Origin of the sequence: Empedobacter sp. UBA7611 (assembly GCF_002484365.1) — a bacterium.
Taxonomy (GTDB): Bacteria; Bacteroidota; Bacteroidia; order Flavobacteriales; family Weeksellaceae; genus Empedobacter; species Empedobacter falsenii_B.
In genome coordinates this window covers 251-22,976 of record NZ_DLJR01000081.1, presented here as the reverse complement: position 1 = coordinate 22,976, position 22,726 = coordinate 251, and the positions used below count along the sequence as shown (strand labels likewise).

Sequence of the window (22,726 nt, the reverse complement as noted above, 5' to 3'; positions counted from 1 at the left end):
TGTGTCATTTTAAAATACATCGAAGATAAATTAAAGGAAATTCATGACGAAAATGCTAAAATAGGCGATTATGTCGATTTTATTGCAGGTACAAGTACTGGTGCTTTAATCGCTTCTTTGTTGTTATCGCCTTCGGAAGATAATCCTAAAAAAGCAAAACACTCGATTACAGATGCGTTGAATATTTATTTGGGAGAAGGAAAAAATATTTTCTCAAAAACATTCTGGACAATTCTCAATAATCCGTTGAGTGTGCTGAAAGATAATTTACCAACACTTGTATTGGAAGAGCAATTAAAAATCGTTTTTGGAGAGACAGAGTTAAAAGATTTGATTCGTCCTTGCGCAATAGTTTCTTATGATACTGAGCATCAAAAACCAAAAATTTTCAATTCGATTGATGGAATTTCTCCTTTCCGAAATTTTTATGTAAAAGATATTTGTCGTGCTTCATCAGCTGCGCCAACTTATTTTGAACCTGCAAAAATAAAATCATTCGCTGATCAAGAATTTAGTTGTATTGATGGTGGTGTTTTTGCAAACAATCCGACTTTTGTTGGTTTTATCGAAACGCAAAAAATAAATTTCAATAAATACTTCAAAGATGAATTAAAGTATAATGGAACAGCTCCTTTACAAGAATTTATTATCATTTCTCTCGGAAATGGTTCACGTGCAAAATCATATAAACACGAACATTTAACAGGAATTTCAAAATCTAAATGGGTAGATCCTTTGGTAGACATTTTTATTTCGACTGGCGTTGATATGGTCGATCAGGAAATGAGAAGCATGTTCGCTTTATTGAAGCCAAAATATCAACAAAATTATTATCGATTTAATCCTGAAATTCCAGAATCTGCATTGGATTTAGGAAATGTTTCCAACAGCAACATTAAAACATTATTGGACGTTGCCAATGATTATGTCGCAAAACACAAAGAACATTTGGATGAAGTCGTTCAAAAATTAATTTTCAATCAAATTGAAATCTCATAAAAAAAGGCTTTGAGTAAAATTTCAAAGCCTTTTGTAATTTCTATTTATTTCGAACATAAACAAATATTTCTTGTTCTCTATTCAATCCTCTATTATCCACAATACTTTCTAAACACGCATGACAATCTGTTACAATTCCCTCTCCATTGTAATTCGTGTAACTCCCATTCTCTAGCGCAACAACATGTGGTTTCAACAAATCTGCATTCAGTTTTTTGCGTTCTCCAATCAAGGTGTACACATATTCACGTCCAGTTTCGTCAGTAAAATTATCTACTTTATAAATTTGATCCAATTCTCTTTCGTGATCAATTATAACAAATAAGTAGTCTTTGTGGCTATCTTTTTCAAAAAAAATTCTTCTCATAGCTTCAATTGTTTGACTCAAATTTAATAAAAGAATATTGGTTTTACCAATGAAAATTAAAAAGTTTTAAGAGAATTTTAAAATATTATCAATTTCAAAACAGATAATATTTTACTTTTACATTAGCCAAAACACAAAAATGAAAACTCTTCTAAAAATCTTGACTTTAGGATTAATTTGCCTTATTTGTCAACCAATTTTTGCGCAAAAAAACGCGAAATTAAAACATGACTTCGAAAAAATTATCCGTTCAAAACATTCATTTCCTTTTAATGGAGTTGTGATTGTTTCCAAAAATGGTAAAACGATGTATGAAAAAGTACATTTCTGGTATTATCCTTGTAGGAAATTTGTATCTTGAATCCAACTAAAACGAATAAAATCTAACCAATTGGAATTCAATACAAAAAAAATACTCAAATATTTCTCTCTTACGCTTTTATCAATAATTTTATTGCTGACCATTGCAATTTTTAGTTTACAGTTTCCTGCTGTACAAAATTTTGTAAAAAATAAATTAGTTAATTACCTCGAAAATAAAATACATACAAAAGTTCAATTAGATCGTATTTATATCGATTTTCCAAACAGTTTGGTCATGGAAAATCTTTTTTTACAAGGACAAGATGTCGACACACTTTTATCGGTCAAAAAATTTGACGTTGGTTTAGATATTTGGCAATTGACCAAAAGTAAAGCCGATATAAAATCTATTGATTTAAATGGTGTTCACGCGAATGTTATTCGTAAACCAGATGGAAAATTCAATTTCAATTATATTATCAATGCTTTTGCAACAGACGAAAAAGACGAAAGTCCTTCAAAGCCATTTATCATTTCGTTAGATAAAATAAAACTGAATGATATTAATGTTTCCTTCAATGATCAGCAAGCGGCAAATAACATCAAAGTTTATCTAAATTCATTTGATACGCGTGTCAAAAAATTCGATTTAGAGCAAAATTCGTATGGAATTGGCGATATCAATTTGGATGGTTTAAAACTAAAATTGAAACAAGATATTGTAAAAGAAGTTGCGAAAAAAGTAGAAGAAAAAGTAGATTCTTTGAATGATCAAAAGCCAATGAAAATTGAATTGAACGGAATTAATTTAACCAATTTTGAAGTAGATTATGGTGATGATATTTCTGGAATGTTTGCTAAAGTCAAATTCAAAGATTTCAAAACGCGTGTTAAAAAACTTGATTTACAACAAAATTCTTATGCGGTTGATGATATTTTAGTGAATGGTTTGTTGGTTGATTTTGATCAAAAAATGGTTAATAAAATCAAAGAAAATAATGTTGATAAAATTGATCCAAAATCTAAGCAAAACCCTCTTCAAATTGCATTAAACAAAATTAATTTGAATGATATAAAAGTCAATTATGGTGATGAAAACTCTAAGACTTTTGCCAAAATTAACTTAAACGAATTCGAAACGAAAATCAATAAACTTGATCTTGAAAATTCAATTTTCGACATCGAAAATATTTTGTTGAAAGACGCTGATATCGAAGCGAATTTATTCCTTTCTTCGAACAATTCTACTTCCACTTCATCTACTTCTTCAACCCCAATGAATTTGGTTTTGAACGAAACGAAATTTGAAAATGTAAAAGTAAAATACAACAATACTGCAGAACGTCGAACAGCACAAGGAATGGATTTTAATCATTTGGATTTTTCTAAATTAAATCTTGATTTGCGCGATTTCGAAATGAAAAATAGCACATTTGCTGGACAAGTAAAAAGTGCAGAAATAAAGGAATCAAGAGGATTGAATATTCAGAAATTGACAACAAATTTCTTGTACGCAGATACACAAGCGTATCTGAAAAACCTTTATTTACAAACACCAAGAACTATTCTTCGTGACGAAGTTATTTTGCACTACAATACAATTAATGAGTTAACTTCTCATCCAGAAAATGTTCTAGTCAATGCGAATATCAAAAACTCAAAAATTGGTTTTGCAGATATTCTAAATCTTGCACCAACGCTTAGAAATACAATGCCTTTCGATAAATATCCAAACGCCATTCTAAGTGTTAACACCAATGTAAAAGGAAAAGTAAACGATTTATTGATTAATAATTTACAAGTTTCTGGTTTAGATGATTTGCAACTTTCGGCTTCTGGAAGAGTGAAAAATGCGATGAATCCGAAGAATTTATTTTATGATTTAAACATCAAAAACTTTTCGACATCATCAAAAACGATTTATAATTTAGTTCCGAAAAATACTATTCCAACTAACATTAGAATTCCTTCAAAGCTTTCTGTCAAAGGAAAAGCGAAAGGAACAACCGAAATCATCAATACACAATTGGCTATCAATTCTACGTTGGGAAATGCGAAAATTGATGCAATTGTGGACATGCAAAAAAAGGATGCCGAGAAATATAATGTCAAAGCAGATCTACAAAACTTGGATATTGGAACGCTTATTAGCAACAAGGATTTAGGCAAAATAACAGGAAAAATTAACGCTATTGGAACAAGTTTCAACCCTGAAAAAATGGTTACAAAACTTTCAGGAACCGTTTCATCAGCTTATTACAATAAATATACTTATCAAAATATTACACTCGATGCAAAAGTGAATCATGGAGTATTTGATGCACATATTTTATCAAAAGATCCAAACGCGAATCTTAATTTGACGGCTTCTGGTGTGTACAAAAAGGATTTATCTGATGTAAAATTGAACGGAAATATTGTCAAATTAGATGTTCAAAAACTTGGTTTTTACAACGAACCGATGATTGTTGCAGGAGAAATTGATGCCAATTTCGCTGATTTAAATCCAGATTATTTAAATGGTTCTTTATATCTAAAAAACTTTGCATTATCCAATACAAAAGATATTTTTCCAATGCAAGAAGTAAGCTTGATTGCGACTTCAACTGCTGATTCAAATCAAATTAGTTTGACTTCACAATTGGCCGATTTGGATATGAAAGGAAAATTTAAATTGACACAAATTTTTGGTTCGATAACTTCAACAATTAACCAATATTATGAATTTCAGAAACCAAATAAAGACGAAAAAATAGAACCTCATCAATTCTTTACTTTGAATGCAAAAATTAAAGATGATGAGTTGATTCGAAGATTTGTTCCCGATTTGAAAAGCTTCGAAACCATAACACTTGACGCAACTTATAATGCCGATTCAAAACAAATCAATGTTGATGGAAAAATTCCGAATTTAACGTACGGAACAAATACGATTAACAACGGAATTTTAAAACTATCCAACCAAAATGAAGCCTTGTTGTATTCGTTGAATGTGGATGCGTTAAAAAGCGAAAGTTTTCAATTACAAAAAATTGATTTGAATGGTGATATTACAAATAATGTCATCAATTATAACGTTTCGACAAAGGATGTGAAAGATGCGACGCAATTTTTGGTGGCTGGAAATCTAAAAACGCTAAACGATATCGCGGAAATTAGTCTTAATCCGAATGGATTGGTCTTAAACTACGATCAATGGCAAGTTGGTGAAGGAAATTTAATTCAGTTGAGAAAAGATGGAATTGTGGCGAATAATTTCAGTTTGATGAACAATGGAAGTCAAATTTTATTACAATCTGAATCGGAAAAAGGAACAAGTCCGCTGAATATTACCATCAAAGATTTCAAAATTGAAACCATTGCAGAAATCATTAAAAAAGATGATTTACCTGCCGAAGGAATAATCAATGGAACAGCTCAAATTAGAGATTTAAACAAAGAAATGACCTTCAATGCTGATTTGACCGTTTCAGATTTAAAAGCTTTCGGAAATCCTATTGGAAATATTATCGCAAAAGTACAAAACACTTCTCCAACCATGATTAACGCTGATATTACCTTAGATGGAAACAGCAACAACATGAAGATTTTTGGAGATTATAATACCAAAGAAAGTGCGTTTGATTTAGCTTTAGATATCAATCGATTAGAAATGAAATCAGTGCAAGGATTTACAATGAATCGAATCAAAGACACAGAAGGTTATATTTCTGGAAATCTAAAAATCGCTGGAACAATAGATAAACCGAGCATTTTAGGTCAAGTCAAATTTAATCAAGTTGGTTTAACGATTGCTGAAACAGGAAGTAATTTCAGAAAAATTGATGACGCGATTGATTTCACGAACAAAGGAATTGAGTTCAATCGATTCAAAATTAATGACAACGATGGCAATTCATTGACGATAAGAGGAGAAATTTTAACCGAAACGTATCGTGACTTCGCCTTCAATTTAACAGCAAATGGACGAGATTTCAATGTCGTAAATTCAGAAAAATCGAACGATGCGATTATGTATGGAAAGTTAGCTGTCAATGCAAACTTAACGATAGAAGGTGATTTAGATTTACCGAAAGTAAACGGAAGTTTAACCGTGACTGATGACACGAATTTTACATTTGTTTTACCTCAATCCTCGCCTTCTTTACAAGAGCGCGAAGGAATTGTCGAGTTCATCGATCAAGATCAAGTGGCACTTCAAGAAACAATTAAAACAGATGAATTAATAGCCAAATCTAAAATAAAAGGCTTGGATGTAAGTGTAAATATTGAAATTAGCAAAGAAGCTAAAACATCTATTATCATCGACAAAGCCAACGGAGATTTTGTCGAAATACAAGGTGAAGCCGAATTAACAGGCGGAATGGATCCTTCAGGAAAAATGACTTTGGTTGGCGTTTATCAAGTAGAAAAAGGTGCGTACGAACTTTCGGTGAGCTTATTAAAACGTCGTTTTGATATTCAGAAAGGTAGTACCATTACATGGACTGGTGAGCCAACTACAGCCAATTTAGACATTACGGCGATTTACAAAACAAAAGCCGCTCCTATTGATTTGATCGAACAACAAATTTCGGGCTATTCTTCTTCTGAAATGAACATGTACAAACAACGAATTCCGTTCAATACCGAGTTAATTTTGAAAGGTGAATTATTAAAACCTGATATTAAATTCAATATTTCAATGGATAAAGACAATCCTTCCATTGCAACTGCGGTAATCGAAAATACACAATCGAAATTGGATCAGTTGAAAAATGATGAAGCCGAAATGAACAAGCAAGTATTTGCCTTGTTATTATTGAATCGTTTTATTGGCGAAAATCCATTCGAAAGTAAAACAAGTGTTTCTGCAGAAACAATGGCGCTACAAAGTGTGAGTAATATTTTGTCGCAACAATTGAATAATTTGGCGGATGATTTAATCCAAGGAATTGATATCGATTTGGGATTAGATACACAAGACGATTATTCTTCGGGATCTAAAAATACACGAACAGACCTGAATGTTGCCGTGAGCAAACGTTTGTTAAACGACCGATTGAAAGTTTCGGTTGGAAGTAATTTTGGTTTAGATGGTGATGCGCGAGAAAATGAAAACATGACTAATATTGCGGGTGATATTACAATTGATTATAGTTTATCGCGTGATGGTCGATACATGTTGAGAGCTTATCGAAAAGATGAATACCAAGTCGCATTACAAGGACAAATTGTAGAGACAGGCGTTGGATTTATCATCACATTAGATTACGATAAATTCAAAGAAATTTTCGAGAAAAGAAGAAAAAATAGAGCGAACAGAGCAAATAGAAAAACACAAAATCAAGAAGTGAAACCATGAAAAAATCAACCTTAACGTATATTAAAATTATTGCATATTCATTTTCTGCTCTAGGTATTTCTTCTTGTAGCAATACACGTTTTCTGAAAGAAGGTGAAATGCTTTACACAGGTTCTAAATTAACGATAAAAGGCGATTCGTTAAGCAAAACTGACAAAGCAGAATTAAAAGATAATCTCGAAAAAAATATCATCCCCAAACCTAATTCAAGTTTTTTTGGACTTCGTCCTCGTTTGTACATTTACAACATCACGAGCGAACCTAAAAAGCAAAAAGGATTGAAATATTGGTTGAAATATAAAGTGGGTGAAAAACCTGTTTTATTGGGTGATGTCGACATCGAATTCAATAAAGATATTTTAGTTAATTATTCTGAAAACAAAGGTTATTTCAATGCCAAAGCACAGGGTGATACAATAAGTACAAACAAAAAAGCGGAAGTGCATTATGTCTTACAACCGCGCAAACGTTATTACATCAACCAAGTTAATTTCCCAAAAGATACCACTTTAGCGATCAACAAAGAAATTAAAAAAACGCAAGCAAATACGTTACTGAAAGATAAGCAACCTTTCGATTTGGATGTGATCAAGGCAGAACGAGAACGAATAGATGCGCGTCTGAAAGAAAATGGTTATTATTATTTTCATCCTGATAACATCATTGTGCAAGCGGATAGTACAGTTACGAATAAGCAAGATGTCGAACTATTTGTCAAGTTAAAAGATAAGACACCAGAGCAAGCCAAAAAACAATATAGCATTGACAAGGTTATTGTTTTCCCAGATTATAACATTCGAGACGCACGAAAAGGAATCTACAATATGCCCATGAACAACGACTCCTTAGCGAAATATGAGCAAAATGGATTTTACATGGTCGATTCTAAAAACAGTTTCAAACCAAAAGTTTTTGACCGTGCGTTATATTTTAAAACGGGAGATATTTACAACCGAGCAGATCATAATTTAACCCTAAATCGATTAATTAATTTGGGTGTATTCAAATTTGTGAAAAATGATTTCGTGATCTCTGATTCTATTAATAATAAATTTGATGTGTATTATACCTTAACACCACGCGAATTCCAATCATTGAGATTAGAAGTTTTAGGACGAACAAATTCGGCGAATTACGGCGGTGGTGAATTAAACTTGAACTGGACACATCGAAATATATTTAAAGGAGCAGAACAGCTTAAAATGGCTTTATATGGTGCTTTTGATATGCAATTAGGAGGGCAAAAAGATGCCAACAACATTTTTAGAGCTGGTTTTAATACGCAACTTTCGATTCCAAGAATTGTAGCACCTTTCAAATTTCATTCATCGAGTGCATTTGTACCAAGAACAAATATTGAAATTGGATACGAATATCAAAACAGATCAAAATTATATACCTTACATAATTTCAATACGTCATTTGGTTACGTTTGGAAAGAGAATGCGCAAAAAGAATATAATTTAAAGATTTTTAGTGCGACTTTATTGTTTCCAGAAAAAGTAACAGATGAATATAACAGCAAGATTTACGATTCAATTGGAAATATCATCAACCCAAGTTTAAAACGTGTAGTGGACAAACAATTAATCTTTGGACCACAATATTCATACACGTATACAACCACGATGTTACCACGAAAAAGCACATTTTACTACCGTGGATCTGTCGATTTAGCTGGAAATTTAACAGGATTGATTACAGGTGCGAATGCGAAGAAAGATAAGGAAAAAGAAATTTTCAAAATACCATTTAGTCAATATGCAAAAATGGAACATGACTTCCGTTTTTATCACAAATTTTCAGAAAAATCATCAATCGCCACACGATTTATTGGTGGCATCGCTTATCCGTACGGAAATTCAGAATTTGTTCCCTACTCGAAACAATTCTTTGTCGGAGGAAGCAACAGTATTCGCGCATTTAGAGCGCGAACATTAGGACCAGGAAGTTATGATCCACGTAACCAAAATGCAAATTTCTTTTATGATCAATCGGGTGATATTAAATTAGAAGTAAATGCAGAATTTAGACAAAAATTATTCAGCTTTCTTAATCTCGCCTTGTTTGTTGATGCTGGAAACATTTGGTTAATTAACGAAGATGAAACACGTCCAGGTGCTAAGTTTTCAAAAGAGTTTATGAATGAAATTGCAGTTGGAGCTGGTTTAGGACTACGTCTAGATTTTAATATCTTAATTTTAAGATTAGATTTAGCAACACCGCTTCGTGTCCCATATTATGAAAAAAATGATCGATGGACATTTGATAAGATTGATTTCGGAGATAAAGCATGGCGAAAAGATAATTTAATTTTGAATATTGCCATTGGATATCCGTTCTAAGCAAAGCGTAAAGCAAAAATAAAAAAAATGAGCGTCACAATGGACGCTCATTTTTTTTATTTAATCATATATTTATTTCAAATCAAAACGATCTGCGTTCATTACTTTATTCCAAGCAGCAACGAAATCGTTGATAAATTTATCTTGAGCATCTTCTTGAGCATACACCTCAGCTACAGCTCTTAATTCAGAATTTGATCCGAATACTAAGTCTGCACGAGTTCCTGTCCATTTAGGTGCTCCTGTTTTACGATCAGATCCCATGTAGATTTCTTTCGTTTCATCAGTCGCTTTCCAAACAGTACCCATATCCAATAAATTCACAAAGAAATCATTTGTCAATTCACCTGGACGATCTGTAAAAACACCATGTTTAGAACCGTCATAATTTGCATTCATTGCACGCATTCCACCAACTAAAACAGTTAATTCTGGTGCAGTCAAGGTCAACAATTGTGCTTTATCAATCACCAATTCTTCTGTCGAAACAGATTTTCTTGTATTTTTTCGGTAATTTCTCACACCATCTGCAAGTGGTTCTAAATATGCTACAGATTCTACTTCGGTTTGTTCTTGAGTTGCATCTCCGCGACCAGCTGTAAACGGAACAGTAATTGTTTTTCCTGCGTCTTTTGCTGCTTTTTCAATCGCTGCATTTCCTCCTAAAACAATTAGATCTGCAATCGAAACTTGTTTTGAAGAATTAACTGAATTAAATTCTTGTTGAATATTTTCTAAAGTTGTCAAAACCTTATTCAATTGAATTGGATTGTTCGCTTCCCAATTTTTCATTGGTTGCAAACGAATACGTGCCCCATTTGCACCTCCTCTTTTGTCAGATCCACGGAAAGACGAAGCAGATGCCCATGCTGTAGAAACTAATTCTGAAACAGATAATCCTGAAGTTAAAATTTTCGCTTTCAAATCAGCAATATCAGCCTCATCAATTAATTCATGCGTAACAGCCGGAATCGGATCTTGCCAAATAAACACTTCTTTTGGCACATCTGCACCCAAATAACGAGAAACTGGTCCCATATCACGGTGCGTCAACTTGAACCATGCTTTACGGAAAGCATCTTCAAATTCTTGTGGATGTTCTAAGAAACGACGTCCAATTTTTTCATATGCTGGATCTGTACGTAACGCAATATCAGAAGTCAACATCGTTGGTCTTATTTTTTTTGAAGAATCATGTGCATGTGGAATAATTTCGCCTACATCTTTTGCTACCCATTGATGAGCACCTGCAGGAGATTTTGTTAATTCCCATTCGAAACCAAATAAATAACTTAAAAATAAATTTGACCATTCTGTTGGTTTACTTGTCCAAGTTACTTCAATACCTGATGTAATTGTGTCACCTGCATTTCCTGTTCCGTACGAGTTTTTCCAACCCAAACCTTGCATTTCCAAATCAGAAGCTTCAGGATCTGGGCCAACATGATCAGCCGAAGCCGCACCATGCGTTTTTCCGAAAGTGTGACCACCAGCAATCAACGCCAATGTTTCTTCATCATTCATTGCCATACGCGCAAACGTATCACGAATATCGCGTGCCGAAGCCAAAGGATCTGGATTACCATCTGGACCTTCTGGATTCACATAAATCAATCCCATTTGTACCGCAGCCAACGGATTCTCTAAATCACGATCACCAGAATAACGGCTATTTGGACCACCACTCTCTTCTAACCAAATTTTTTCAGAACCCCAATATACATCCATATTTGGTTCCCAAACATCAGCACGACCACCAGCAAAACCTAACGTTTTGAATCCCATCGACTCTAAGGCTACATTTCCTGTTAAGATAATTAAATCTGCCCACGAAATTTTATTACCATATTTTTGTTTGATAGGCCAAATTAAACGACGCGCTTTGTCCAACGAAACGTTGTCTGGCCATGAGTTAAGCGGCGCAAAACGTTGCTGTCCTTCACCTGCTCCACCACGACCATCTTGCACACGGTATGTACCCGCACTATGCCACGCCATACGAATGAAAAATGGACCATAATGCCCAAAATCTGCTGGCCACCAATCTTGAGAATCAGTCATCAAAGCTTTTAAATCAGCTTTAACAGCTTCTAAATCTAATTTTTTAAATTCTTCGGCGTAATTAAAATCTTCCCCCATTGGGTTCGATTTATTTGAATGTTGACGTAAAATATCAACTTTTAATTGATTTGGCCACCAATCTTGATTTTGTGTTCCTTCTCCTGCCACTGGTTTTGACATTGTACCATTGTGGAAAGGGCATTTTGAAATATCACCTCCTTGATTCTCCATGAATACTATTTTTTTATGTTTAATAATTTTTGTTTTGTAAATATCATAAATATAGTAATTTGTCTTATCAATTAAAAATCAAATTGTTTTATCAATCAATCAATTTATTTTATATAGAATGTAAATTAAATAGTTATTAATTATATTATAAAAATTGATTCGTTTATTTTTAATGAGTAAAGAGATTTCGAGAATCGACTAGCTTTTAAGTTTATATCTGTATCAAGATAAAACTACATTTCACATAATATCAATGCATAGAAATTTTCAATCTTAACTTCAATATATCTTAACATCGTAAAATTATTATAGTCAAAAAAATGTTTATACATTTGTAACAATGAAATTTATAATTCTCATAATTGCATTATATGTTAATGTTCTATCATTTGTGCCATGTCAAGACACAAATACTAATAGAACGCAAGTTTCTATGGTGCATAGTGAGAAAGATAATTCAGATCATAAAGATCAATGTAGTCCTTTGTGCGTTTGTAATTGTTGTCAAATTACAATTTCATCAATGAAATTTACACGATTACTAAAAACTCCTAAAGTTTTTGAACCAAATACTTCCAAGAAAATACAATTCAAAAAGAATACAATTCAAAACCAATTGTATGCCGATATCTGGCAACCTCCTAAAATAAATATTGCTTAACGAGACGATTTCTTTTTTCGTCTACACATTGATTTCAATTGATATAAAATTGAAGTCAACACTTTTCTGTGCTCATTTATTTTGATAATAAGTGGGTAATGTTAATACAATTAATCAAATTATCTGTGTTAGATAAAATCATAAAATTTAGTATCCAAAACAAAATTGTTATTGGAATTATGACTGTATTGTGGATTATCTGGGGCGTATGGAGCGCAACAAAATTGCCAATAGATGCGGTACCCGATATTACCAACAATCAAGTCCAAATTATTACGGTCAGCCCTACTCTAGCTGGTCAAGAAGTAGAACAATTGGTCACTTTTCCAATTGAGCAAAGTATTGCGAATATTCCTGATATCGAAGAAACAAGAAGTATTTCTCGTTTTGGTTTATCTGTGATTACGGTAGTGTTTAAAGAAGATGTAGATATTTATTTTGCGCGTCAATTAGTCAACGAAAAATTAAAAGAAGCACAAGAAGACATTCCGCAAGGTGTTGGCATTCCCGAATTATCACCTGTGAGTACTGGTCTTGGAGAAGTCTATCAATATATTTTACATCCTAAAAAGGGAAGTGAGAAAAAATACAATTCAAAACAATTGCGCGAAATGCAAGATTGGATTGTTCGTAGACAATTAAACGGAACGCCTGGTGTTGCTGAGATCAATAGTTTCGGTGGAGAATTGAAGGAATACGAAGTTGCTTTAGATCCGAATAGATTGCGCGCAATGGGAATTAGTGTATCGGATATTTTTGATGCCTTAGAAAAAAATAATCAAAATACTGGAGGAGCTTACATCGATAAGAAGCCAAATGCTTACTTTATTCGAGGAATTGGAATGGTAACTTCTTTAGATGATGTAAAATTAATTCCTATAAAAAATGCGACGGGAACTGTTCCTATTTTTATAAAAGATGTAGCTGATGTAAGACTAGGACATGCCATACGATACGGAGCAATGACTTACAATGGTGAAGTAGATGCTGTTGGTGGTGTTGTGATGATGTTAAAAGGTGCGAATTCTAATGAAGTAGTTAATCTAATTAAAGAAAAAATACCAACAATTCAAAAATCGTTACCAGATGATATCGTCATCGAGCCTTTCCTTGATCGAACGAATTTAGTAAATCGTGCAATTAAAACAGTAGAAAAAAATCTGATCGAAGGTGCATTAATTGTCATTTTTGTATTGGTTATTTTTCTTGGTAATCTAAGAGCTGGTTTAATCGTTGCATCTGCCATTCCTCTATCCTTATTATTTGCATTAGGAATGATGAATGTTTTTGGTGTGAGTGCGAATTTAATGAGTTTAGGAGCTATTGATTTTGGATTGATAGTCGATGGAGCAGTTATTATTGTAGAAGCGACTTTACATCATCTAGGGCTTAGAAAATCAACGCATCGATTAACCCAAAAAGAAATGGATGAAGAGGTTTTTCTTTCAGCTTCAAAAATTAGAAATTCAGCCGCATTCGGGGAAATCATCATACTTATTGTCTACATTCCTATTCTTACTTTGGTTGGTGTAGAAGGAAAAATGTTTACACCAATGGCTAAAACAGTTGGCTTTGCAATTCTAGGCGCATTGATTCTTTCGTTAACGTACATCCCAATGATGAGTGCTTTATTTTTATCAAAAAAGCCTACTCTCAAAGCTTCTTTTTCAGATAAAATGATGGTGAAAATCCATAAAGTTTATGAACCATTATTAGAAAAAGCAATCCGAATCAAATATTGGTTAGTTGGTATTACTGTTGCAATTTTTGCAGTATCAATTATTCAATTCAGAAATATGGGTGGCGAATTTATTCCACAATTACAAGAAGGTGATTTTGCTTTTCACTGTATTTTACCACAAGGAAGTTCCTTAACCCAAAGTTTAGAAACATCCATGCAAGCTTCTCGAATTTTAAAAGAATTTGATGAAGTAAAAATGGTCGTTGGTAAAACAGGTTCCGCTGAGGTTCCTACAGATCCTATGCCTCCTGAAGCAACAGATATGATTGTGGTTCTAAAACCAAAGGACGAATGGAAACGTAACATTTCTTATGAAGAATTAGGTGATGAAATGATGGAAAAACTAGAGGTTATTCCTGGTGTTTTCTTTGAAAAAAATCAACCAATCCAAATGCGTTTTAATGAATTGATGACAGGAATTCGACAAGATGTAGCTGTCAAAATTTTTGGCGAAAATTTAGATTCTCTCTCTTATTATGCAGATAAAACCTCAAAAGCAATTCAATCTGTTGAAGGTGTTACAGCGCCACAAGTGGAACGCGTAAGTGGTTTGCCTCAGATTAATGTTGAATATGACCGAATCCGAATGGCAAATTATGGATTAAATATCAAAGATGTAAATGATATGTTGAGTACAGCATTTGCAGGAAAAACAGCTGGACAAGTTTTCGAGAATGAACGACGCTTTGATTTGGTTGTTCGATTGGATAGTGCGCATCGAAAAAGCATTGATGACATTAACAATTTAATGATTCCTACAAGTTCTGGCAATCAAATTCCAATCTCTCAGGTGGCAAAAGTGAGTTATAAATTAGGTGCTTCACAAATTAGTCGCGAAGAAGGAAAACGAAGAATTGTAATTGGTTTCAATGTAAAAGATCGTGATGTACAATCAGTTGTAAAAGATATTCAGACAAAATTAGACAATGAAATCAAATTGCCTTCTGGTTATTATTTCACCTATGGAGGACAGTTCGAAAATCTACAAGCAGCTAGTCAACGTTTGATGATCGCAGTACCAATCTCCTTATTATTAATTTTCATGTTATTGTATTTCACATTTCATTCATTCAAACAAGCTGCATTAATTTTCACAGCAATTCCAATGAGTGCAATCGGAGGTATTTTTGCATTAATTATTCGCGATATGCCATTTAGCATTAGTGCCGGAATTGGTTTTATTGCTTTGTTCGGAGTAGCTGTTTTAAATGGAATTGTTTTAATTGGAACATTCAACCAATTAGAAAAAGAAGGAGAGAAAAATATTTTAAAACGAATAATGGAAGGAACCAATATTCGATTACGACCTGTGTTAATGACAGCAACAGTTGCATCTTTAGGATTTTTACCGATGGCAATTTCCACAGGCGCAGGTGCCGAGGTTCAAAAACCTTTAGCAACAGTTGTCATTGGAGGATTAATCACAGCTACTTTTTTAACCTTATTTGTATTACCAATGTTATATTTAATTTTCAATTCAAAACTTCCGAAAATAAAATTGAATTCAAAAAATACACTTCCATTTCTTGTAATCGGAATGTTTTTAATCGGACAATCTATTCAAGGGCAAACTCATTCAATTAACATTCAAGAAGCACAACAAATTGCAATTGAAAATAATCCATTAATCAAAGCAGATGAACGAAGTATCTCATCAAGTGAAGCTTTAAAAGGAGCCGCAAATGAATTACCAAAATTAAATGTGGAAGCGCAACTTGGGCAATATGCGAGTCCAAAATTTGATTATGGTTTATCTATTTCTCAAAGTATTCCATTTCCAACGATTTTTAAACATCGAAAGGCAGTTTTAGAATCAGAAGTGAATAGCAAGAAGATACAAAAGGAAGTGACAACAAACGAATTGTTGAAACAAGTGAGAACCTATTTCTATCAGATCGAATATTTAGAATATAACCATGATCAACTCGAACAATTAAATAAACTTTATTTAGAATTTATTCGAATTGCTTCGGTTCGATTTAATGCAGGTGATATTAAGAAAATCGAAATTAATACAGCAGAAACACAACAAGGAGAAATCAATTTGTTGCTGAAACAAAACAAAGTGTATTTAGCAAATGCGTACAAAAATCTAAACGTATTATTGAATACCGAAGAGAATTTTACAATTACCAAAGAGACAAATTATATTCCATTAAAATTGAGTGGAATTTTAGACGGTTCTACAATTGATAATAATCCTACTCTCAAAGCTTTTTACCAACAGATGGAAATTACAGAACGAAACAAAGAAGTCGTAAAAGCCGAAGGTTTACCAGAATTTTCACTTGGTGTAAACAGTTTATCGATGATTGGAATGCACGAAAAAAATGGAGTACAAAGGTATTACAATGGCCTTGATCGTTTTACTTCTGTAAACCTTGGTGTTGCAATTCCATTAACGTTTGGTGCTACAAAGGCAAAAATCAAAGCTTTGGAATATGATAAACAAGCCATTCAAGAAACAGCCAATTTTCAAAAACAACAGTTAACGATTCAACTTGATAATTCAATTAATCAATATCAACAAGATTGGGAACAATATGAGTATTATGTAAACCAAGCCATTCCAAATGCAGAAAAAATTGTAAAAGCAGCTCAATTGGGTTACAAAACTGGTGAAATCTCGTATGTCGAATATCTTTTTGCATTGCAAACCGCAACGGATATTCAATTAAAATATCTTGAATCGATACAACAAGTCAATCAAACTGTTGTCAATATTAATTCTATCATCAATCAATAAAATGAAAACAATAAAGATTATTATCTATAGCGTGTTAGCCATATTATTTCTAAGTAATTGTACCAAAGAAACAAAAACGGCACAACCTACAGAAGAAAAAGAAGCTGAGCACGAAGAAGCTCCACAAACAATTGCTACGCTAACAGAAGAACAAATGAAGGCTGTTGGTGTAAAACTGGGAACAATTGAAGTAAAGGAGTTAACAGCTATGATTAAAGCAAATGGAATTTTAAACGTTCCGAATAGCAATATGGCAAGTGTTGCATCCATGTTTGGTGGAGTAATACAAACCTTACCCATTCAGGAAGGTTCATATGTCAAAAAAGGACAAGTAATTGCGACAATTTCAAATCCAGAATTTATTCTAACACAAGAGCAATATTTAACTGTTTTGAGTCGAATTACCTATGCAGAGCAAGAATTTAGACGACAAAAAGAATTGTTTGATAACGATGCTGGTGCAAAAAAGAATCTTCAGAACTCTTCTGCTGAATTGAAAACATTACGTTCTCAAAAAGCATCTTTGTCTCGTCAACTGCAAATGATGGGAATTAATCCTTCTAAAGTAAGCAATGCAAATTTGAAAAATGGAATGGTAATTACAGCACCAATTAGTGGAACAGTAAGTAAAATTATTGCGCAAATAGGAAGTTATGTAGATGTCTCGTCTCCTGTCGCTGAAATCATTGATAACAGTTCTATTCACTTAGATTTGCAAGTTTTCGAGAAAGATTTACCTAAAATGAAAGTTGGTCAGGTCATTCAATTTGAATTAACAAATAATCCAGGAAACAGTTACGAAGCAGTCGTTTACAGCATTGGTTCTTCTTTCGAAAATGAAAGTAAAACCATAGCAGTACATAGCAAAGTACGAGGAAATAAAAGTGGATTAATAAATGGAATGAATATTACAGGAGCCGTAAGCTTAAGTAATTCCTCTACACCTGCTGTTCCGAATGAAGCAATTGTAGAAGCAGATGGTAAATTTTACATCTTTGTCAAAACAAACAAAAAAGTAGAAGAGCATACAGACGAAGAAAGTAAAGATCCGAACGAAAAGAACAAAGAACATAAAAATGAAAAATCGATAAACTTTGAAAAAATCGAAGTTGTAAAAGGTTCTTCAGATATGGGTTACACAGCTATTACAACCGTAAATGAAGTTGATCCAAACGCGCAAATTGTTGTAAAAGGATCCTTCTTTGTGAATGCTAAATTAAGTAATTCCGGAGATCACGGACACTAAAACAATTCAAATAAATTGAGTTGTTCCCCTAACTAACTTCCAATAAAAAGTCCGATAGACAATATGTTTATTGGACTTTTTAGTAGTTGTAATAAGCAACCTTTTTTATATTCAGTTTTTCTTATAGAATTTACCTTCTCTATTGTAATGTGTATTATTTTTTCAATTATAATAGATTGGATATACTAACTTAGTTGGGAGTAAAAGTTAAGCATAAAACCTTAATTTTAATATATGAAAAGAATCCGTAAAATTTATCCAAGCGATTTTAAACTCCAAGCGGTTGAATTAAGTTTTGAGCGAAAAAACATATCAGAATTAGCCAGAGAATTGGGTATAACAGTTAGTTTACTATATAAATGGCGCAAAGAATATGCTGAATTTGGTACAGGAAGTTTTCCAGGTAAAGGAAATCTTAAACTCACTGCAGAGCAGGAAAAAATTCACGATTTAGAGCGAAAACTGAAGGATGCTGAACTTGAACGAGACATCCTAAAAAAGGCGATCAGCATTTTTTCCAAGAGCGGTCGTTGAAATATCAATTCATCAAAAATCATGAAATTATTTATCCGATTGAAAAAATGTGTAAAGTTTTAAAAATCAGTCAAAGCAGTTATTTTAGATGGAAAAAGTGTCCGTTTTCTGTTAGATTTCATAAAAAAGAAGAGCTGAAACAACGTATTTTAACGATTTATTTTGATTCAAAGCAACGTTACGGTAGTCCAAGAATTACAGCAGAATTAAATAATTTAGGATTTAAAATATCTCGAATTACAGTTTCAAAATACATGAGAGAACTTGGAATTAGAAGTAAATTGAGCAAGAAATTTAAAATCACAACAGATTCTAAACATAATTATTTGGTTGTAGAAAATATTCTTGATAGAGATTTCGAAAGCACTAAACCTGCCCAAAAATGGGTTTCTGACATCACTTACATCAGAACAATTGAAGGATTTTTGTATTTAACAATTGTTCTTGATTTGTACGATCGCAAGGTTATTGGTTGGAGTTTGTACGATGAAATGAGCACTGAAAAAACAAGTTTATCAGCCTGGAAAGTCGCTTTAGCAAACAGAAAGATAGAAAAAGGATTGATTTTTCATTCAGATCGAGGAGTTCAATATGCCAACAACAAATTTGCTAATATGCTAGAATCTCATCATGTTATTAGAAGTATGTCGCGTAAAGGAAATTGCTGGGATAACTCTGTGGCAGAGAGTTTCTTTAAAACACTGAAAACAGAATTGATTTATGGAAATAAACTCATAAATAAACAACAAATGGAATTGGAAATATTTCAATACATCGAAATATTTTACAATAAAAAAAGAAGGCATAGTGCCTTAAATTATAAAACGATTGAAGAATTTAATCAACAAAAAATTAGTTATAAAAATGTAGCTTAACTAATACTCCTATTTTTGTTTGCATATCCAGATACTTTTTTAGATAAGTAAAAATACCTTGACTTCAATCGTTTTAATTCAACCTCTACTTTTTATAATTCTCATATCTAACGTCTAAAATCTAACTAACAAGTAATATAATCCTAATAAATTTGGAAAATATCAATTTTAACGTTTCGCATTCGAATGTTTTAAGGTGTAAAAAAACAACTATTCTAAATCACCTGAACTACAAAAATCTTTTACATACATTCTACAGCCATTATGTTGCCTTTATCCTGCCTTTATCCTGCCTTTATCCTGCCTTTATCCTGCCTTTATGTTGGGAGTATCTAGCAAGTTGACCGTCCTAATATAACTATACATGTTTTTAAATAAATCCTATTATAGTTATACACCAATTGATCTTAATCCTAAATTGTACTATACAAGGAAGTTTTGAAGATTAAACCTCTATTAAATTTTTTATTTAAAGTTGAATATATATAGATGAACTATGTTTTACCAACATTTAAATTCACTTTTCTGTAAACGAACTCAAATTCCGAAATACGAATTTCAGACAAATATACGTTCTCATTATCTTGCTTTTAACATCAAAGAGTATCTGCTATTAATTATTGATGAAAGTAAGTGAACCCACGCGTTGTTTATGTAATTTACATTTAGTGAGTGTTTATTACCAACCTCACCTTATGGGTGTACAATCACCCTCAAAATTATAGTGTTTTAAGATTTAAATTTCTATTATTTACCCAGTCAAGGTTAAACATAGACAAACAAAATTTTTATAATGTTCAAATTAATTTCCAAAGCTAACGTAGGAGTTGTAGCCAAGTTTATTTTTTTAATCTTCGAATTGTTTTTTGTATAAAAACATTTGAAAAAACATACTTTTTAATCTATTGCAATTTCATGCCATTATCTATTGATGAAAGAACAATAAGTGAGCCGTTGTATATGTTGTTTACATTTAGTGAGTGTTCGTAATCAACCTCACCTTATGGGTGTACAATCACCCTCAAAAATTATAATTTATGCTATAATAAGCTCTATTCCTGCTTTATCAGCTTTGTATTTTATTTTAGTCATCAGTTCATAATAACTCCAATTCCTCAATACAAATTCTTCTTCTTTGGCTAGCTCCATCCTTTCTTCTTGATCCAATAATATAAGTGTTCCTGCTTTATTATTGATGCAAAAATCAATTAGCTTTCGACTGTAAACATGTAATCGATTATGTACGTAATTACGTTCTAATTGACTCATTTTTTCTAGCGCTTTTAGTTTTCTAGTTCTTCCTTTGCCCGATTTCGCATAGGCTACTCCTACTTGCGTTCGTTTACGGGAGGCTTGTATCGCTAATCTTCTATACAAAAACTCTTCTTTGGTTCCGATAGAAAGTCTAGATTTACCTACTTTTACAACCAATGGATATTCTAATGATAAAGAAGCTTCTGCAATAGTTTCGGGTTGTAATTGATGATTTTCTTTTTCAATTTCAACAACAGCTAACCAAAATATTTTACCTTTTTCTATTTTTATTTGCGACGTACAAAGTTTAACTTCACCATTTACTACTTGTTCCAATAGTTTTTTGTTGCCTGTAAAATCTTTTCCTAAATAGGTTTTGAATGGAAGTTGAAACAACCGAAAACAAAAACTTTTTTTCTCGGGATGATAAGATAATTTACTAATACTTTCTGCTCCAAAAGGAAATGCCATATCTCGTTTGAAGTTTTTTAAAGAAGCTTCTCCTCTCCAATATTCTTGGTAATCTTTGTTAAACGTACTGTGGAGCCTATTATTTAAACACGATAATATATTCATCGGAATTTCACCCTTAAAACGATTTGATATCACATGATAAGTGGTATTTATTCGCGAACGTTGTAAGATTCCTGCTTCATCTTTCTTTTCATCAACCAACTTGGGTACAATCCCTTCTGAGAGATACAAAAACTCTTTCACCATTCCTTGTATATATAAATGAGAAACGATCAAATTAGCAGCTCTAAAACATCTGTTTCGCCATCTATAAAGCTTATCAAATGCCTCTTTACGTTCTTCTTGGGTTGGTAAATCGACGATTAACTGTATTTTTCGAGTAAGTATTAAAGTAGATTTTTCCATCATCAATAGTTTAAGAATTTAACTTTATTTTGTTGAGTAAATTTATAGGCGACTATAAATTCATTGTGTACTTCTTTTTGAGATAGTTGTAATTCTTCAGCGATATTTGCAAAAGATTGTTTACGCTCGCATCGAAGTTTTAAAATCAACGATTGTGTTTCGCTTATTTGATTTTGTTTCTCTACAGTAGAGACTGTTTTGGTTTTAATAACTAACTTGTCTTGGTGATTTAAAATCATCTTAAGATCCGCTATAGCATGTTTAATTTCGTTACTTGTTTCAGTTATTCCTCTTCCCATTGCATTGGCAATCGCTTTGTATTGAAATCCATGTTTTAAACAGAGTTCAATCAAATGCTTTCTTTCATCACTTAATAGGGGTAACACTTTTATAATTTCCTCATAATAGTGCTGTTGCCTATCATGGTCGATTAGGTTTTGAATATTATCAGCGGGTTCATATCCAGCCAAATAACTTTGATAATTCTCATAACTTTCTAGAGAGCTCACGGTTCTAAAAAACTTATTCTTCGGTTTAGCATAATGCGAATAACAACTGTATTTCATGACAAGTCTCAAAAAGAAAAAGATATGATCAGGAGATTCCATCTTCTCTCGATATTCCCAAAGTTTCAGAAACACATCTTGAACCAAACATTCCACAACAAATTCGTCCTTAATTATTTGTTTTCCAAACCAAAATATGCGTTTATTATATCTGACATAAATACGTTCGAAAGCAGTAGAATTGCCTTTTTTTAATAATTCAAATTCTTTTTCTAGCATAATAAAGGTGGTTTTAATTATGTTTTACGTGATACGTTTGACGTTCTACGTTTTAACATCGTTTTTTAAATTCAACATTAGTTTTAAAAGCCACTCCTTTTCCTGTACATCGCGCCAACTTTGTTCTTGGGAAAGGGGTTTTTTGTTATGTTTTACGCTCTACGCTTAACGTTTTACGTTATTTTTTTAGTTTTACGTGATACGTATTAAGTTCTACATTTTTATTCTTATTATATTCAAATTCACTTATAACAAAGAATTTTAGAGTCGACATACGATTTGTAGACGAGCTTCAATTCATTGAAACAAGCGTAAAAAAGATTAGTGAGCGATAGCGAATCATTTAATCTTTTTA

The 22,726-nt window shown here is 32.5% G+C and carries 13 protein-coding genes; 9 read left to right on the top strand and 4 right to left on the bottom strand.

Annotated elements, in window-relative coordinates:
• Window positions 1–999 (top strand): patatin-like phospholipase family protein (locus B3R94_RS13700; RefSeq protein WP_291101521.1); only part of this gene is annotated, 999 nt, incomplete at its 5' end.
• 40 nt (window positions 1,000–1,039) lie between these two features.
• Here B3R94_RS13700 and B3R94_RS13695 read toward each other — a convergent pair.
• Window positions 1,040–1,366, bottom strand: a complete 327-nt coding sequence (locus B3R94_RS13695) for a hypothetical protein (RefSeq protein ID WP_125349744.1) — start codon at window positions 1,364–1,366, stop codon at window positions 1,040–1,042.
• 139 nt (window positions 1,367–1,505) lie between these two features.
• On the opposite strand from B3R94_RS13695, the gene B3R94_RS13690 reads away from it, so the two are divergent.
• The 3 genes from B3R94_RS13690 (at window position 1,506) to B3R94_RS13680 (ending at window position 9,358) form a co-directional block, all read left to right on the top strand.
• The gene (locus tag B3R94_RS13690) at window positions 1,506–1,727 is read left to right on the top strand and encodes a hypothetical protein (protein ID WP_038336897.1); all 222 of its coding nucleotides are present in this window, start codon (window positions 1,506–1,508) and stop codon (window positions 1,725–1,727) included.
• Between the two features lie 237 nt (window positions 1,728–1,964).
• Window positions 1,965–7,013, top strand: a complete 5,049-nt coding sequence (locus B3R94_RS13685) for a translocation/assembly module TamB domain-containing protein (RefSeq protein WP_291101518.1) — start codon at window positions 1,965–1,967, stop codon at window positions 7,011–7,013.
• On the top strand, window positions 7,010–9,358 hold the full coding sequence (locus tag B3R94_RS13680) for a BamA/TamA family outer membrane protein (RefSeq protein ID WP_291101515.1): 2,349 nt from the start codon (window positions 7,010–7,012) through the stop codon (window positions 9,356–9,358). Before B3R94_RS13685 ends, B3R94_RS13680 begins: the two co-directional genes overlap by 4 nt.
• Window positions 9,359–9,430: 72 nt before the next feature.
• Here B3R94_RS13680 and katG read toward each other — a convergent pair whose 3' ends face one another.
• Window positions 9,431–11,650, bottom strand: coding sequence for a catalase/peroxidase HPI (gene katG, locus B3R94_RS13675; RefSeq protein WP_291101512.1), 2,220 nt, complete (start codon window positions 11,648–11,650; stop codon window positions 9,431–9,433).
• Between the two features lie 340 nt (window positions 11,651–11,990).
• On the opposite strand from katG, the gene B3R94_RS14300 reads away from it, so the two are divergent.
• From B3R94_RS14300 to B3R94_RS13655, 5 genes are all read left to right on the top strand, one after another.
• Window positions 11,991–12,311, top strand: coding sequence for a DUF6660 family protein (locus B3R94_RS14300; protein ID WP_280061562.1), 321 nt, complete (start codon window positions 11,991–11,993; stop codon window positions 12,309–12,311).
• Window positions 12,312–12,436: 125 nt separating this feature from the next.
• Window positions 12,437–16,798, top strand: coding sequence for a CusA/CzcA family heavy metal efflux RND transporter (locus tag B3R94_RS13670; protein WP_291067829.1), 4,362 nt, complete (start codon window positions 12,437–12,439; stop codon window positions 16,796–16,798).
• A gap of 1 nt (window position 16,799) precedes the next feature.
• On the top strand, window positions 16,800–18,044 hold the full coding sequence (locus tag B3R94_RS13665; RefSeq protein WP_280049562.1) for an efflux RND transporter periplasmic adaptor subunit: 1,245 nt from the start codon (window positions 16,800–16,802) through the stop codon (window positions 18,042–18,044).
• Window positions 18,045–18,278: 234 nt separating this feature from the next.
• The gene (locus B3R94_RS13660) at window positions 18,279–18,578 is read left to right on the top strand and encodes a transposase (protein WP_225540518.1); all 300 of its coding nucleotides are present in this window, start codon (window positions 18,279–18,281) and stop codon (window positions 18,576–18,578) included.
• Window positions 18,575–19,453, top strand: coding sequence for an IS3 family transposase (locus B3R94_RS13655; protein WP_291101507.1), 879 nt, complete (start codon window positions 18,575–18,577; stop codon window positions 19,451–19,453). Before B3R94_RS13660 ends, B3R94_RS13655 begins: the two co-directional genes overlap by 4 nt.
• Before the next feature lie 1,035 nt (window positions 19,454–20,488).
• Here B3R94_RS13655 and B3R94_RS13650 read toward each other — a convergent pair.
• On the bottom strand, window positions 20,489–21,586 hold the full coding sequence (locus B3R94_RS13650; RefSeq protein ID WP_291067796.1) for a hypothetical protein: 1,098 nt from the start codon (window positions 21,584–21,586) through the stop codon (window positions 20,489–20,491).
• Window positions 21,587–21,588: 2 nt separating this feature from the next.
• Window positions 21,589–22,371: an RNA polymerase sigma factor gene (locus tag B3R94_RS13645; RefSeq protein ID WP_114999456.1), complete on the bottom strand. Its 783-nt coding sequence runs from the start codon at window positions 22,369–22,371 to the stop codon at window positions 21,589–21,591.
• Between the last annotated feature and the right edge of the window lie 355 nt (window positions 22,372–22,726).